Raw genomic sequence first — 15,995 nt, 5'->3', positions numbered from 1 at the left:
TGCTGCTTAGTGATGTGCTGCCTGTTGCGATTGTTCTTGCTCCGGCGCGCCCTCTTCTTGCACGACGGTGCCATCGCCACCTTTGACATGTTTTGACCACATCGCGGTGATGATCGGAACCAGAACCGACGTCACAATCACCGATGTCGCCACCAGTGTCGTGGCCGCCGGGGCCACCGGTTTAAACGCCGGGACCATTTCCGCAATCAGCACCGGTGTCGCCACCGCCGCCCCTGCCGAACTGGAAGCGGCAATCCCCGCGGTACCGTCACCACCTCCCAACAGCTTGTCCGCCACCATCAACGGGATACCGGTAATGATGATCACCGCGACACCTAGCATAACCCCCAGGAACCCGGTCTGACCGATAACGCTCAAATCAATGGTATTGCCCAGCGCGAACGCAAAAAAAGGAATGAGCATCTGCACCGAACGGCTGAAAAACTCACGCAATTCCGGATCCAAATTCCCCAGTACAAACCCCACCAGAAACGGCAACACCGCACCGACAAAAACATGCGGTTCAAACGAGGCGATACCGGCGGTGCCTAGGATCACCATCGTCATCAGTGGGCCAGACTCCAGCGACATCAGCACGAACGCGCCGGATTCTTCTTTAGTGCCATATTGCTGCATAATGGACGCATACAACCCGCCATTGGTCATGTCCATCGCCGCCACCAGCGCCAAGGTGGACAACCCGGCAAAAAAGCCGGCTTCCACCCCATGCGCCGGCAGCAGGCGTGACGCGAGGGCTGCCACCACCCAGGCTACCGCAATTTTCGTCACCACCAACGTGCCAGATTTACGCAATACCGTTGCGGTGGCACTCAGCCGAATCGATGCCCCCATGCAGAAAAACCACACCGCCAGAATCGGCACCGTGCCGCTGATCAAACCGTTGGTAAACGACCCGAAATACTTGCCAGCACCCGGCGCAAAGGTATGACACAACGCGCCAAGAAACAGCGGCACCAGCATCATGCCACCCGGAATCTTTTCAATAGAACGTTTGATATGCATAGGATTCATTGCCTGAAAAAGGGACAGAAACCATGAGCAATACAGACGCATCCGTCATGACCTGCATCTACCACCTGAACCGCGCATTCATGACGTAACACCGCCTGTTCAGCCCACCCGAAGCAAGGCCGTGTCACATCCCTGAACTACATCGCCACCATTGATCACCAGCATTGGCGATGTAGAAAATCGGCAATGAAGATGCGTCGATGATAAAGAAAACAGCAAGGAGGACAGCGACCCCATACTTCTCAGTGCTGAAGGTAGTCGTTTAATGATGAGAGAAAAGTGATCATTGGCAAGCAAATAAAACGATGTTTCTATTTTGCGGGTTCGTTATTTTGTTTATTCCGCAATGGAGAAAAAGATATCTATCCCCCATTGCGAGAGGTAAAGCACGTATGACGGGCAACCAGCGCGTGACGGCTAGATCCCTGATGAATCACTGCCCGTAGTAAGCGTTCTTACCGTGTTTACGCAGATAATGCTTATCCAACAACGTGGATTGCATTGGTTCCAATGTTGGGGTCAGTTGACGCGAGAAAATCCCCATGTAAGCGATTTCTTCCAGCACCACGGCATTGTGCACCGCGTTATGCGCATCCGTTCCCCAGGCAAACGGGCCGTGGGTATTGACCAATACCGCCGGAATATCTTGTGGCGACAATCCCCGCTCACGAAATGTCTCGACAATGACCTGCCCGGTTTCCCACTCATAGCGCCCGTTGATTTCCGCCTCGGTCATCAATCGGGTGCAGGGAATAGGCCCATAGAAATAATCAGCGTGGGTGGTTCCCCACGGCGGTAAATCCTTACCCGCCTGTGACCAGATAGTGGCATGGCGTGAGTGCGTATGGACGATTCCGCCCAACGCTGAGAAAGCCAGATATAACACGCGGTGGGTATCGGTGTCAGACGAGGGCTTACGCTGCCCTTCCACCACCCGGCCGCTTTCCAGTTCAACGACGACCATGTCTTGCGCGGTCATCACGTCGTACTCGACCCCTGAGGGTTTAATCACCATCAGACCGCGCTCACGATCCACCGCGCTCACGTTTCCCCAGGTGAAGGTCACCAGTTGATGCCGGGGTAAAGCCAGATTAGCTTCAAGCACCTGAATTTTAAGTTCTTCCAACATCATCCGCCCTCCTGTGTGGTTTGCCCTATTCTCACGTCGGGCTACCGGCACAGGTATGGGCTGAATGGCTGAAAAACGGGCTGTGTTCTGCTGGGACGACAGGAAAGGGATCACGCCGACACCGAAGGCGTGCCTGAAAGCAGGTCGTATTGCTGCCATCGCCGCCAGCCTACTGTGAATTAAGAGTTTTTCACCTGTTACGCCCCCTGCCGATAATTATACTGGCAGCCAGATAGACACAGCACGTCACGGCAAGTCATCGCGCTCTGTCATAACGCCCCTTGCCACGACAATAACATTATTCATGGCCGTGATAGTGCGCTGCCATGCAAGGTGAATAACCGGAGAAGAACCATGCAAATCAATAAAAAATTCACAACCGCCGTTCTGGCTATGGTGATCGTCAGTACACTGGCAGGCTGTGCCGGTATGAATAAACGGCAACGGAATACCGCCATCGGCGCGGGTATTGGCGCACTCGGCGGCGCGGTATTGACCAACGGCAGCGCCCTCGGCACGGTTGGCGGCGCAGCGGTAGGTGGCATCATCGGTCACCAGACGACGCGATAACCACCCCGCAAAACAAACAGGCTCCCAAGGGAGCCTGTTTGTTTTCATACTGCTATTTTCATGCTGTCATCAATGCCTGTCGCGGCACAGAGGAGGTTTACCCCCCAGCCAGCTTGACCTTCATCCCTTTGGCTTCCAGCAGTTGCTTGAGTTGATCGCGTTTGTCGCCCTGAATTTCGATCACCCCGTCTTTAACCGCACCGCCACAACCGCACTTCTTTTTCAGTTCGGCTGCCAGTACGTCCAGCGCCGTGTCATCCAGATCGATACCGGTAATCAGACAAACGCCCTTACCCTTGCGGCCACTGGTCTGGCGTTGAATGCGCACAATACCGTCCCCTTTCGGACGGGCCGCTTTCTGCTCGGGTTCATCAATACGCCCGGTTTCGGTGGAATACACCAGCCGGCTGTTATCGTCGCGCATTATTTCTCTCCCAGCGAAGCCAAAATCGTTTTCAGGGTCAAAGCCGGATCAGCGGACTGGGTAATAGGACGGCCAATCACCATATAATCCACACCGGCGTGTTGTGCCTGCTGCGGCGTCATAATCCGACGCTGATCGCCGGCATCGCTGCCCGCCGGGCGAATACCTGGGGTAACCAGCCGGAAATCTGCACCGCACACCTGTTTGAGCCGCACGGCTTCATGGGCAGAACACACCACCCCATCCAGACCACACTGCTGGGTCAACCGCGCCAGCTTTTCTGCCTGCTCGGCCGGAGAGAGCGTAATCCCCAGTCCCTGCAAGTCTGCGTCATCCATGCTGGTCAGTACCGTCACCGCAATCAGTAACGGCGCGTCACTACCAAACGGCACCAGCGCCTCACGGGCAGCCGTCATCATGCGAGCCCCTCCGCTGGCGTGGACATTCACCATCCATACGCCCAATTCTGCCGCAGCGGCTACGGCTCTGGCCGTGGTATTGGGAATATCATGAAACTTAAGATCGAGAAACACCTCAAAACCACGCTGTTGCAAATCGCTGACCAGCTGCGGCCCGAACAGCGTGAACATCTCTTTGCCGACCTTCAGCCGACAGTCACGCGGATCGATACGGTCGACAAACGCATAGGCGGCATGTTGATCGGCGTAATCCAGCGCCACAATAATCGGCGAGCCTGAAGCCGTGATATGCGAAGGCGTCGTATTCGAAGAGATGATTGGGCTGTTCACTGGTATGCTCCCGTCGTTAAGCCTGAGTGAGTTAATCATTTTATGGCGCGCATTCTACCTGCCCCTGCTCCTAAATGCCAAACCACGCCGACGCTTAACCCAGGCGTAGCGTCCATCGGACTTTAGTATGTTGTAACTAATATGCGTCGTGCAGGATGAAGTGAAAATGGCGGGGTGACGTGACGAGCCGTTCTGGCAGCGGTTGGGGAGCAGAATGGCCGGACGACTTATTCCCCGTCCAACCCGCGAATCGGCTTAACACTGGCCCAGGTACGGCAGGAAGGACAATGCCAGTAGAGTGATTGCGAGGTAAAACCGCATTTATGGCAACGGTAACGTGGTTTGGCCTGGATTTGCTCGCCAACCATGTTACGCAGCACCAGCAGGCTTTCTTTGGCACGGCCATCTTCCGCTTCACGCAGATGGTAGTCGATCAACCGGTGGAACACCCGCATTGTGGGATGGCGCTGCAACTGGCGCGTGACGTAAGTCTGTGCCGACTCGGTGCTTTCATACTGTTCCAGCACATCGGCCATCATCAGATCTGCCGTGGAACCACTTTTCTCTTCAACACAACGACGCAGAAATGCCGCCCACCCTTCAGGTTGTTGCAGGTGACGGTAGCACTCCTGCAACATCGGCAGAGTTTCACTGACCAGTTCGGTATCCTGTTCCAGAACCTGCTGCAGTAATGCAACAGCCTGCGCGTAATTCTGCTGCGCCATATAAATGCGCCCCAGCATGATGGACGCGCGCGCGCATTGACTATCCGCCGCCGATGCCTTTTTCAACATCGCCAGGGCTTTATCAAGATCATCGCTGCCCATCGCCTGTAGCGACTGTTCACAGTAGAAGTGGGCGATTTCACTGCGAAATTGCGTTTTGCCCAATTTCACCAGCTTTTCGGCGGTGTCGATAGCGTTTGGCCAGTCACTGGTAGATTGATGAATCTGAAGCAGTTGCTGCAACGCGCTGACGCGAAAATCCTCTTCATCCACCAGTTGCTTAAAAATCTCTTCGGCGCGGTCGTACAAACCGGCCACCATGTAATCACGCCCCAACTGTTGTACCGCCAGCAGGCGTTGTTCAAAACTGAGGGACGCGCTTTCGGTGAGCGCCTGATGGATACGGATAGCCCTGTCAACCTCGCCGCGCGAGCGAAACAGGTTGCCTAGCGTCAGGTGAGCTTCAAAGGTATTGCTGTCATCTTTGAGCATGTCGAGAAACAACTCGACCGCTTTATCCTGCTGGTTAGACAGCAGAAAGTTTACCCCAGTGACATAATCGCGCGACAGGCGGTTGGTTTCGTCCTGCTTGTCCTGCTGTGCACTCCTGCGCCCCATATACCAGCCATAGGCGGCGGCAACCGGCAGCAACAGAAACAGCAGTTCTAGCATGGAGGCGATCCTTAGTGGGTAGCGGACTCAGCGGAGGTCGCACCGCTGGCGCTCTCCGGGGCAGACAGTTGCTGCTCAAGACGTTTGATTTTACGTTGTTCCCGCCCTAGCGCAATGCGCAGGCGCAGATAAAACAGGCCACAGATCACCCAGCCGAGCGCAAAACCAGCGGCAAACAGCGTTGCTAGCAACGTCGACAACCGGTATTCCCCCTGAGCCAGCAGGTAGTTAAAAGTAATCACCTGATCGTTATGCGCTCCCAGCGTGATCGATACGATAAATACCGCCAGCACCAGAAAAAAAATCAGCATATATTTCACGTTCGCTTCCTGTGATATCGCCTTAAACGGATGAATTATGCCAAATTTCGGCAGTGAACCCTATTAACTTAACATTTCCTCAGCGGAGGGGGAACGCTAACGGGGGCCGTAAAAGGAAAAACGGGGGTGAGCGGCACACTAGCGACACATCAGCGGCGGCTGCGACAGTCAATCCGCGAAGCCGCCTTGTTATCATAGGTATCTACCGGCATTCGTATCCACCGGTTGTGAATATCCAGATGATGGATATTCACGTCGCCATACCCACTCAACCGATTTCCTTATCAGCAATCATCGGGCGTTCGGGCGGGCTTGCTGGGGGTACCGTGTTGCTATTTTGGGTGGCGCTACCGCCAGCAGTGGTCCACACCAGCGCTGCGCCAGCAAGACTGCCACCAGCGAGACCACCATGCCTATCAAGGTGGCGGCTGCCACGTCCTGCGGCCAGTGCATCCCCAGCAACAAGCGGCTGGCAATCACACTATTCGCCCACAATACGATGAGAGAAACCATCAGATAATGACGCCGCGTCCACAGTAATCCCACCGCCAGCAACGCCCAGGTAGCGGCAAACACGGTGTGGCCCGATGGGAAGGAGTAATCCGCCTGTTCCTGCCAATGCTGGCGCTGCCATGGTGGCAATTGCGAGACTTGCTGAAGTTGCTGTTCCAGCAAACTGGCGCGCTCGCTGGCGGGTAATGAGTAAAAATAGTGTTCATCCACCTGATGCGCTTGTTCGAGCCAGACCACAAATGGCCGGGCTTCCTGCGTCAGGTTTTTCGTTACGGATTTCACACCCTGCCCCAGCACAATGCTGGCAAACAGGATAGCCAGCAGAGTCAACGTCGGGCGCAGAGGTAGTCGCAGCAGCCACAGAAAACAGGCCGACAGCACCACGCTGGTCAGAATTCCCCACGGGGCTGATACTGTCTGTGTCATCCAGAATAACGGTTTGAGCCACCATCCTGACACGGTTGGCTGCCAGTGCCATCCCGTGATCCAGACCAATATAGGCAACACCATCAACGATATTGTGCCAATTACGGTGCGTCTGGCGAGGTCGTACATTACTTCTCCCTATAATTCAGCAGGATATTAGAACAAAATTTTTACATTTTTATCAAAAAATGGGACATCGGTTTTCAGTATGACGTAAACTATCTGTCAGTTCTGTCAACGACACCACGATTATCCCGAATCATTCAGTCATCGATAACAAAGCAGGTGACTATCCGCCACCGGAGCGCAGCCCGGCAGCGGCGATACGAGATTCCCTTCCTGCCTGGAGCGGGAATTTATCATTTATGCGTTGGAGAGTAACATGCAGCTAAAACGGGTGGCGGAAGCCAAACTACCCACTCCGTGGGGCGATTTCCTAATGGTAGGATTCGAGGAAACAGCAACCGGGCGCGATCACCTGGCGTTAGTGTACGGTGATATTTCCAGTCCCGAACCGGTACTGGCGCGAGTACACTCTGAATGTCTGACGGGAGATGCACTGTTTAGCCTGCGTTGTGATTGTGGCTTTCAACTGGAAGCGGCACTTAATCACATTGCCGAAGAAGGGCGCGGCATTCTGCTGTATCACCGTCAGGAAGGACGTAACATCGGTCTGTTGAATAAGATCCGGGCTTATGCGCTACAGGATCAAGGTGCCGACACGGTGGAAGCGAACCACCAATTGGGCTTCGCTGCCGACGAGCGTGATTTCACACTGTGTGCGGATATGTTCAAGCTACTGAACGTGGAAGCAGTACGTCTTTTGACCAACAACCCGAAGAAAGTCACCATCCTGACCGAAGCGGGCATCAACATCGTTGAACGTGTGCCACTCATCGTTGGCCGCAATCCGAAAAACGAGCATTATCTGGCCACCAAGGCCGCCAAAATGGGCCACTTGCTGGACAGCGAATAATCCCCCTTCATCGTCACACCAGGCGGTAACCGCCTGGTGTGCTCTCGACAATCAATGATCGCCAATCAATGTTTGACGATATAAATATCCTTGCTGTAAAAATCCCCTTTCAGGTCAGGTTTAAACCCACCCACATACGGCTTCACCATCTGGCTACGCACGTAATAATAAATCGGGATCAACGGCATCTGCTGTTGCAGGATAGTTTCCGCCTGATGATAAAGCGCGTTGCGCGCCTCCAGCGACGATGCCATCACCGCTTTATCCAACACCTCGTCGTACGCCTTGTCAGTAAACTTGCCGGTATTATTACTGTCGTTGGCACGCAGGGTGTCAAAATAGGTGGAAGGTTCATTATAGTCAGCCCCCCAGGAGTTCCTCACTACCTCGAAGTTGCCGGTACGTGAGGTATCCAGCAGCGTTTTCCACTCCTGATTCAGCAATGTCGCCTCCGCGCCGAGATTCTGCTTCCACATCGAAGCGGCAGCAATAGCAATCTTTTGATGGGACTCGGAGGTGTTATACAACAACTGGAATTTCAGCGGATGACTTGCATCGTAGCCCGCTTCCTTGAGCAGTTTTTTCGCTTCAGCGTTACGCTGCTGCTGCGTCCAGTTCGCCCATTCCGGCTGATTGCTGGTATAGCCAGCCATGCCACGAGGCACGTAGTTATACGCCGGTACCTGGCCCTGCCCCAGCACCTTATCGGCAATCACGCTCTTATCGAGCGCCAGATCCAGCGCACGTCTGACCCGTGGGTCATTAAACGGGGGTTTTTGGGTATTGAAGCGATAAATATACGTCGAGAGATACGGCGTCACCTTCACTTCATTCGGTAATTCCTGTTGCAAGGATTTAAACAGCTGGTTGGGCATGGTGTACGTTGTGTCGACTTCCCCCGCTTTATAGCGGTTGACTTCGGCCGTATTGGACACGATGACCAGATAGGTCACTTTGTTCAATACCGTGTGCGCGTTATCCCAATAGTTAACGTTACGTTTGGCGGTGATACGCTCGTTGACGACCCACTCGGTCGGCACAAACGGTCCGCTGCCGACAAAATTGCTCGTTTGGGTCCATTTGTCGCCGAATTTCTCAATGGCTGCTTTCGGCACGGTCACCATCACATAGTGGTCGACCATTGGCAGGAAATAAGACAGCGGTTGATCCAGCGTTACCTGTACCGTTTGTTTATCCAATGCCTTAATACCCAGTTCCTGCGTGCTCTTCTTACCCGCGATAATATCGCTGGCATTCAGCACATGCATACTGCCGAGGTAACTTTGATACGGCGACAAGGTTTTGGGGTCTATCAGACGCTGCCAGCTAAATACCACATCATCAGCGGTGATCGGGCTACCGTCCGACCATTTCAGCCCCGGGCGCAGGTGGAACGTCCAGACCTGATTGTCTTTATTTTCCCAGCGATCCGCCAAACCGGGTGCCACCGTGCCGTCATCGTGCACCGACACCAACTTTTCAAAAAAATCGTGGACCAGGTTCCCTTCAACATCACTTTCCACTTTATGTGGATCCAGCGACGCGGGCTCGGACCCATTGGCACGAACCAGTTCCTGTTTATCTGCCAGTTGTACACCCGCCGGTACCACCGCTGCCTGCACTGAAACCGCTGCGACACTCAACACACCCAAAATGGATGCCAGCCAACCCTTGTCTATCGTCATTCTCTGCTCCTCTGCATGACGGTCTTATTTCCATTTACCGTGGTATAACGACCGTTACCCCACGACTTGAATTATTCAGGTGTAATAATTTTATGTTATGAATCATGGCATTAAACCATCAACCACTAATACTGTATCCGTGAGAACAGTACAAGTACGCAACGCACAATTCCCGTCACACATCATCATGGCAAAACGCGCTCGACATAGACGCTGGGCACAATCATCCAGATCACAATCATCCAGATCACAGCCATCCTGATCACACTGAACACAGCCATATGTGCAGAACGTTCGTAGCAACGACCTGAGCCAGAATAAGAATAGCGTGATGGTGCCAGGGCGCCCTGCGCTTCACCAGATAATGGTTTTACATCCGCGGATATGCGGTGTGGATGGCAACGGATTTGTCCGATGGCTGGAGACTTCCGCATTGCATTATCGTCGAGCGACCGTCATGGCGTATTGATTGATAACGGACAGCACGTTTAACGCATTTTTAACACACCGAATTGTAAGATAAACCACACATCAGGGTGAACATTCCCTCATTGCAACCGATAACAATAGGAAGAGGAGGACTCTCTGCAGACTAACGAATATTGGGAAAAGGAGACAACCCGGCAGTGCGTTGATTTCACAGCACTCTTATCTTGCGATGCCGCGCACAGCCTGATTCTGTGATTTATAGCAATATGAATTTACATGATCGTGTGAAAACGCTTACGTTGTTAACACTATGCTCTGATAGAACATGCTCTGATAGAACATGTTTTGATACAACATGCACTGACACGATATACCTGACACTACAACTCACCGCAAAGACGTTTACTGAAGGAATGGCGAATGAAACTCTATTACAAACCGGGAAGTTGCTCACTGTTTCCTCATATCATCCTGCATGAGACCCGGGCCAAGTTCACACTGGTGAATGTCGACCTGCGTACCAAGAGAACCGAGCAGGATGTCGACTACCTGCAGATCAACCCCAAAGGAATGGTCCCGGCGCTGGCATTGGATGACGGAACGATTTTGACGGAAAATATTGCTATCGCCCTGTATCTGGCAGACAAAGCACCGCAATATAATCTGATAGCACCATCCAGCACTATCCATCACTACCGCGCCATTGAGTGGCTGGCCTACATTTCCACTGAATTGCACAAATCGTTCACGCCGCTGTTCCGCCCCGGAACACCGGAACTGTACAAAGATTTGCTGAAAAGCTATCTGGAACAACGCTTTCGTTACCTGAATCAGGTACTCAGCGAACACGATTATCTGGTCGGTAACCGGTTTGGCGTCGCCGATGCTTACCTGTTCACCATTTCTCGCTGGGCACATGACCTGAAATTTAACCTGCTCCAATTCCCTGCGTTGGTGGCTTATCTGGAACGTGTTTCCGGGCGACCGGCGGTAGAAAAAGCGCTGACGGCGGAAGGGCTTGAAGTGAAATTCTGACAAGTCAGAATGATGGAAATACACACTGCACTTATCGCAGTAACCATAACGGGGCTCAACGCCCCGTTATGATATGCAGGTCACCGCTGGTTTTAGTCACTACTGATTTTAGTAGCTTTTAGTGGCTACACATTTAGTGACTACCGATTTAGCAACTACAGACGAACGGCCTGGAAATGGTGACGCGGCTGTACGATGCCATCCTGCGCGGCCACCAGTTGCAGTTCGTATTGTTCCATTTCTTTGGTGACTAACATCACCTCGTAGACGGCCGCCGTGGTGTGTTCCAGCGCTTTTTCCGGCGCGACGCCTTTTAGCAGACTCACCAGTAACAAACCGCTGGTCAGGTCACCCACTCCCACCGGCTGGCGCGGTCCAAAATCCACCAGCGGCCGCTGGATATGCCAGGCCTCTTTCGGGGTAACCAGCAACATTTCAAAACTGTCTTTACTGGCGGCTGCACGGCTTAAGTGTTTAACCAGCACCAGTTGCGGCCCGCGCTGACACAGTTCACGACTGGCCTGCACGGCTTCCTCTACCGTATGAATCGTCCGCCCGCTCAGCAGCTCCAGTTCCGGCAGGTTGGGGGCAATCATGTCGCTTGCCTGCAGTGACTGATTGCAGTGAAAATCCGTCACTCCTGCTGGCACAATGCAGCCTTTTTCCGGCGTACCCATTACCGGGTCGCAGAAATAAATGGCTCGCGGATTCGCCGCCTTCACCCGGCGTACTACCTCCAGAATATGCCCACCCTGCTCTGGTGAGCCAATATACCCACTCAGTACTGCGTCGCAGTCCTTCAGATGATCAATATTACTGATGCCCTGAGCAATTTCGGTCAGGTGTTCGGCGGGCATAACACAGCCTGTCCACTGACCATATTGCGTGTGGTTGGAGAATTGCACGGTATTCAGCGGCCAGACATTGACGCCCATCCGACGCATGGGGAACTCCGCCGCGCTGTTGCCGGCATGACCGAAAACCACGTGAGACTGAATCGACAGTATGTTTTTCATGAAAGTGACTACCTTTGCCTGCTCAAATGCGATGTGCTTGTTTTTATATACTGCTGGTTATTAAACCGTTTCTTATCGAACAGCGTCATGCTGTTATCCCGTCCGCCACGGTATGGCTGATACGGTATTACCTGGTGAGCTTGTCAGGCTATCCCCCACTGTGGGGAGATACCTAAAAACGAAGGGAGCATGTTGCTCCCTTCAGTGTCGCTATCAGTCTTTCCAGCAGACCAGGCAGTAGTTTTTCTTGCCCCGACGCAGCAAGGTATAACGGCCAAACAGACGGTCAGCATCCGTAAAGGTGTATTCTGGATCAGACTGTTTTTCACCGTTGATCGTGATCGCGTTGGAGGCGATGGTCTTACGCGCCTGCCCACGAGAGGGCTGCAATTCAGAATCAACCAGCGCCTGTTGTAAATCCGCGCCTGTCGCCAGTTCCACCATCGGTACGCCGTCTTGCGCCAGTTGCGCGAAATCCGCTTCAGTCAGGTCGCTCAGGTTACCGTTAAACAGACTCTGGGTGATACGTTTAGCGGCTGTCAGCCCCTCTTCGCCATGCACCAGACGGGTCACTTCTTCCGCCAGAACGTACTGAGCACGCGGCGCCACCCCACTATTCTTGTCCTCTTCTTCCAGCGCATTGATAACGTCAATGTCGAGGAAGGTGAAGAACTTCAGGAAGCGATACACATCCGCGTCAGAGGTGTTGATCCAGAACTGGTAGAACTTGTACGGACTGGTCTTCTTCGGATCCAGCCATACTGCTCCACCTTCGGTTTTACCAAATTTGGTCCCATCAGCCTTGGTGATCAACGGAACCGTCAAGCCGAACACCTGCTTCTGATGCAGGCGACGGGTCAGGTCGATCCCGGAGGTGATGTTACCCCACTGATCAGAACCACCAATCTCCAACTCCACGCCATGCAGCGCATTCAGCGAAGCAAAGTCGTAGCCCTGCAACAGGTTGTAGGAAAACTCGGTGAAGGAAATGCCCACGTCATCGCGGTTCAGACGTTGCTTGACCGCTTCTTTGTTGATCATCTGGTTGACGGAGAAATGCTTACCGATATCGCGCAGGAACGTCAGCACGTTCATGGAACCAAACCAATCGTAGTTGTTGGCTGCTATAGCGCTGTTGGTGCCGCAGTCAAAATCCAGGAAAGGAGCGACCTGACGGCGGATTTTCTCCACCCACTCCTGCACTGTTTCTTCGGTATTCAGCTTACGCTCGGCGGCTTTGAAACTCGGGTCGCCAATCAACCCTGTAGCACCACCCACCAGCGCTACCGGTTTGTGTCCGGCCATCTGAAAGCGTTTCAGGCACAGCAGCGGTACCAGATGTCCCAAATGCAAGCTGTCGGCGGTCGGGTCGAAGCCGCAATACAGTGCAATTGGCCCCTGCGCCAGTCGCTCTGCTAACGCGCCCTCGTCCGTTACCTGGGCCACCAGGCCCCGCTCTTGCAATTGTTGAATCAGATTGCTTGCCATCAAAGTCTCCATGTATAAACGACTGCACCTTTGCCGGTACACGACTTTTCGCCATAGCGGCGAAAGTAATAATTCAGGGTGACATAGAATAAAGCGCCGTCACCGGGAGTGCCAGCGCTTAACTCAACAAATTCCGGTGATTTAGGGTGCCAGCCGGTCAATTGTCCAGCCATTGCCCTCGCGTTGGTACAGAAAACGGTCATGCAGGCGGTGCTCGCCCCCCTGCCAGAACTCCACCGACTCGATAGTGACACGGAACCCACCCCAGAAGCTCGGCAGTGGAATCTCACCTTGCTGGAACTTCTGCTTCATTTCAAAGAATTTGCTTTCCAGCATACTCCGGGCAGAGATGCGGCTGGACTGCTTGGAAACCCAGGCACCAATCTGGCTATCGCGCGGGCGACTATGGAAATACTTCATGACATCGAGCATCGGCAGTTTTTCCGCCTTACCCAGGACGATGACCTGACGCTCCAGCATGTGCCAGGGGAACAGCAGACTGATACGGGCATTGGCAGCCAATTGCTGAGCCTTGCGGCTGCCCATATTGGTATAAAACACCATGCCTTTTTCGTCATAGTGTTTCAGCAGTACGATGCGCTGATAAGGCTGGCCCTGCTCGTCGACCGTTGCCACGCACATCGCGGTAGGATCCGCCAATTGCGCTTCGCAGGCTTGTTTCAGCCAGCGTTCAAACAGATCGAGCGGGTTGGCGGTGAGGTCACGACGGCGCAGGCCGCCTTGAGTGTATTCACGCCGCAAATCGGCGATATCGACGCTTGCGGCCTGTTCCGGCGCAAGGGCCACCTTGTTGCGGGCATTGTCGTTTTCTGTGGTCATGCAATCCTGCCGTTGCCTTATCGGGCGAGAAAGGGGAATGGCCCATTTTGCTCCCGCGTCGCCGAAATCTCAACGCCCGCAACGACATACAACGGCATAGAAACGGCCTTACTGCAACACGCAATCATTCACGATGATTCTGTCGCCTCTGACGATAAACGCCTGTTGACCCTTGCTCCAGAACGTATAACGATCATCGCTGTAACGCGTACCAGACGCAGCCGGCACCTGTGGCAAAGTGTGAGATTCGCCATCCAGCAGGAACGTCACGCTATCGACCTTTTGGCCGGAATTCAGTGTGACGGTAAGCGGCATGGTGCCACATTGGTAGTGTAAGGTTTGTGGCTTCGCCGTCGGCATAAAATGGGCGCAGCCACTGAGCAAGACCAATGCCCCAGCCATAAACAGTGGTTTCATCTTATTTTTCTCCGTCTTTTTCTGGCATTCGACGATTCCGGCATCCCATCCGAACCATCGCACAAAAGAGGAGTCTATCAACAACGCGCTAACAGGCCTGTCGGCAAAATCTGATTACGCCACCCTCATCCGATTTACGGTACCATCGCGGGATAAATCGCCCCCAGGACAGTTTCACGGCTGGCACCCGTCACCGAGGGTAAATTGCCCGGCAACCCCGACAAGGTACGAAATGCCAGCCAGGCGAACGCTAGCGCCTCCATATCATCACCCCGGATACCGAAGTTATCGGTCGGGCAAACCTCAATACCCGGCAGACGCGCTGACAGTTGGCTCATCAGCAATGGATTACGTGCGCCACCGCCACACACCAGTACGCGTTCACAACCACCGGTCAGCAGCACCTGTTCCGCGATGCTTTCCGCCGTCAGCGCCACCAGCGTAGCCTGCACATCTTCCGGGCGCAAACGCTCCGGGTACAAACGTGCAAACGACGCCAGTTGCCTTTCCAGCCATGTCAGATTGAAGTACTCACGCCCGGTACTCTTTGGTGCCGCCAGACCGAAATACCAGTCGGCCAGCATGTGGCTCAGTAAGCGGTTATCCACCTGCCCCGTCAGCGCCCAGGCGGCATCTTTGTCATAGGGCTGCGCCCGATTGCGCCATACCCAGGCATCCAACAGCATATTACCTGGCCCGGTGTCGTAACCTTTTACCGCCTTCCCCGGAGCCAGCACCGAAATATTGGCGATCCCGCCGATGTTCAGTACGATTCGTCGCTCCACTGGATGTTGCAGCAAAGCGTGGTGAAAAACGGGTACCAGCGGTGCCCCTTGCCCGCCCAACGCCATGTCACGCCGTCGAAAATCACCCACGGTGGTGATGCCGGTCACCGCGGCAATACGGTTACAATCGCCAATCTGCATCGTACAAGGGGCATCGCCGTCTGGTTCATGCCAAACCGTCTGGCCATGACAACCAATCGCGGTAATATCCCTCGCATTCAGGCCGGTCTGGCGTAATAACGCCTGTACCGCGTCGGCAAACAGCGCGCCAAGGCGGGTATCAAGCCGCCCCAGCTCGGAAAGCGTTACCGCCTGCCCTTGATTCATGCTCAGTATCGTCTGGCGAATCTCAGGCGAAATCGGGTGACAATAACTGGCTTGCTGTGCAACGGTGTGCTCGTCAATGGCGGCCAGCACCACATCGACACCATCCAGGCTGGTGCCAGACATCACGCCAATATATCTTCCAGACCTCATCGGGTTACCTTTCGTTATGTAAATGACCGCCTGTTACGCCATAGCGGCATCGGCGCACACGGTTCGTGGAGCGCGGTTTTCTGGCCCAATTTTGTCTTTTTTGTCAGACAGATGCCAGAACAGATCGCCCATTATCATTCAGTGCCTTTTTTCAGAAAAAGAAGGATTCTCAAGGAACTTTATAACGCGTTTATTATCAATTTAGTCGCGCTATTCTATCTTTGATGCTAATCGACACAGTAGAATGGTGCGTTCGACCACGCCATAATGCGACAAGAGATAATTCG

16 protein-coding genes are annotated in these 15,995 nt (G+C 53.8%); 3 read left to right on the top strand and 13 right to left on the bottom strand.

Annotated features, from left to right (window positions below):
- Window positions 1-6: 6 nt before the first annotated feature.
- Entirely contained in the window at window positions 7-1,023 is a 1,017-nt protein-coding gene (gene kdgT, locus FGI04_RS06260; protein WP_342701111.1) for a 2-keto-3-deoxygluconate transporter, read from the bottom strand.
- Between the two features lie 442 nt (window positions 1,024-1,465).
- Window positions 1,466-2,161, bottom strand: coding sequence for an L-ribulose-5-phosphate 4-epimerase (gene araD, locus FGI04_RS06255; RefSeq protein ID WP_407274741.1), 696 nt, complete (start codon window positions 2,159-2,161; stop codon window positions 1,466-1,468).
- Between the two features lie 354 nt (window positions 2,162-2,515).
- Here araD and osmB point away from each other — a divergent pair, with 354 nt between their 5' ends.
- Window positions 2,516-2,731 (top strand): osmotically-inducible lipoprotein OsmB, encoded by a 216-nt coding sequence (osmB, locus tag FGI04_RS06250; RefSeq protein ID WP_016942482.1) that lies wholly within the window; start codon window positions 2,516-2,518, stop codon window positions 2,729-2,731.
- Window positions 2,732-2,828: 97 nt separating this feature from the next.
- On the opposite strand, the gene yciH is transcribed toward osmB, so the two are convergent.
- The 5 genes from yciH to pgpB form a co-directional block, all read right to left on the bottom strand.
- Window positions 2,829-3,155, bottom strand: coding sequence for a stress response translation initiation inhibitor YciH (gene yciH / locus FGI04_RS06245; RefSeq protein WP_038904029.1), 327 nt, complete (start codon window positions 3,153-3,155; stop codon window positions 2,829-2,831).
- Window positions 3,155-3,904 carry an orotidine-5'-phosphate decarboxylase gene (pyrF, locus tag FGI04_RS06240; RefSeq protein WP_153507946.1) on the bottom strand — a complete coding sequence of 250 codons (750 nt, stop codon included), beginning with the start codon at window positions 3,902-3,904 and terminating at the stop codon, window positions 3,155-3,157. Before pyrF ends, yciH begins: the two co-directional genes overlap by 1 nt.
- A 227-nt stretch (window positions 3,905-4,131) precedes the next feature.
- On the bottom strand, window positions 4,132-5,301 hold the full coding sequence (lapB, locus tag FGI04_RS06235) for a lipopolysaccharide assembly protein LapB (RefSeq protein WP_342701113.1): 1,170 nt from the start codon (window positions 5,299-5,301) through the stop codon (window positions 4,132-4,134).
- Between the two features lie 11 nt (window positions 5,302-5,312).
- The gene (locus FGI04_RS06230; RefSeq protein ID WP_012884377.1) at window positions 5,313-5,621 is read right to left on the bottom strand and encodes a LapA family protein; all 309 of its coding nucleotides are present in this window, start codon (window positions 5,619-5,621) and stop codon (window positions 5,313-5,315) included.
- Window positions 5,622-5,912: 291 nt separating this feature from the next.
- Window positions 5,913-6,689: a phosphatidylglycerophosphatase B gene (pgpB, locus tag FGI04_RS06225; RefSeq protein ID WP_407273303.1), complete on the bottom strand. Its 777-nt coding sequence runs from the start codon at window positions 6,687-6,689 to the stop codon at window positions 5,913-5,915.
- Between the two features lie 253 nt (window positions 6,690-6,942).
- On the opposite strand from pgpB, the gene ribA reads away from it, so the two are divergent.
- Window positions 6,943-7,536: a GTP cyclohydrolase II gene (gene ribA / locus FGI04_RS06220; protein WP_342701115.1), complete on the top strand. Its 594-nt coding sequence runs from the start codon at window positions 6,943-6,945 to the stop codon at window positions 7,534-7,536.
- Between the two features lie 65 nt (window positions 7,537-7,601).
- Here ribA and FGI04_RS06215 read toward each other — a convergent pair whose 3' ends face one another.
- Window positions 7,602-9,221, bottom strand: a complete 1,620-nt coding sequence (locus FGI04_RS06215) for an ABC transporter substrate-binding protein (protein WP_407336436.1) — start codon at window positions 9,219-9,221, stop codon at window positions 7,602-7,604.
- An 849-nt stretch (window positions 9,222-10,070) separates the two neighbouring features.
- Between FGI04_RS06215 and gstA the strand changes: the two genes are divergently transcribed.
- Window positions 10,071-10,685 carry a glutathione transferase GstA gene (gene gstA / locus FGI04_RS06210; RefSeq protein WP_038904024.1) on the top strand — a complete coding sequence of 205 codons (615 nt, stop codon included), beginning with the start codon at window positions 10,071-10,073 and terminating at the stop codon, window positions 10,683-10,685.
- Window positions 10,686-10,840: 155 nt separating this feature from the next.
- On the opposite strand, the gene pdxY is transcribed toward gstA, so the two are convergent.
- From pdxY to anmK, 5 genes are all read right to left on the bottom strand, one after another.
- Window positions 10,841-11,701 carry a pyridoxal kinase PdxY gene (gene pdxY, locus FGI04_RS06205; RefSeq protein WP_342701117.1) on the bottom strand — a complete coding sequence of 287 codons (861 nt, stop codon included), beginning with the start codon at window positions 11,699-11,701 and terminating at the stop codon, window positions 10,841-10,843.
- A 213-nt stretch (window positions 11,702-11,914) separates the two neighbouring features.
- Window positions 11,915-13,192 (bottom strand): tyrosine--tRNA ligase, encoded by a 1,278-nt coding sequence (gene tyrS / locus FGI04_RS06200; RefSeq protein ID WP_342701306.1) that lies wholly within the window; start codon window positions 13,190-13,192, stop codon window positions 11,915-11,917.
- 138 nt (window positions 13,193-13,330) lie between these two features.
- The gene (pdxH, locus tag FGI04_RS06195) at window positions 13,331-14,029 is read right to left on the bottom strand and encodes a pyridoxamine 5'-phosphate oxidase (protein WP_226093184.1); all 699 of its coding nucleotides are present in this window, start codon (window positions 14,027-14,029) and stop codon (window positions 13,331-13,333) included.
- A gap of 108 nt (window positions 14,030-14,137) precedes the next feature.
- Window positions 14,138-14,446, bottom strand: coding sequence for an MliC family protein (locus FGI04_RS06190; RefSeq protein ID WP_407273301.1), 309 nt, complete (start codon window positions 14,444-14,446; stop codon window positions 14,138-14,140).
- A gap of 134 nt (window positions 14,447-14,580) precedes the next feature.
- Window positions 14,581-15,708 carry an anhydro-N-acetylmuramic acid kinase gene (gene anmK / locus FGI04_RS06185; RefSeq protein ID WP_342701120.1) on the bottom strand — a complete coding sequence of 376 codons (1,128 nt, stop codon included), beginning with the start codon at window positions 15,706-15,708 and terminating at the stop codon, window positions 14,581-14,583.
- Window positions 15,709-15,995: the final 287 nt, after the last annotated feature.

Source organism: Dickeya ananatis, assembly GCF_019464615.1.
GTDB lineage: Bacteria > Pseudomonadota > Gammaproteobacteria > Enterobacterales > Enterobacteriaceae > Dickeya > Dickeya oryzae.
Note: the sequence above shows the minus strand (reverse complement) of the source record. Positions and strands in the feature narration are given on the sequence as shown.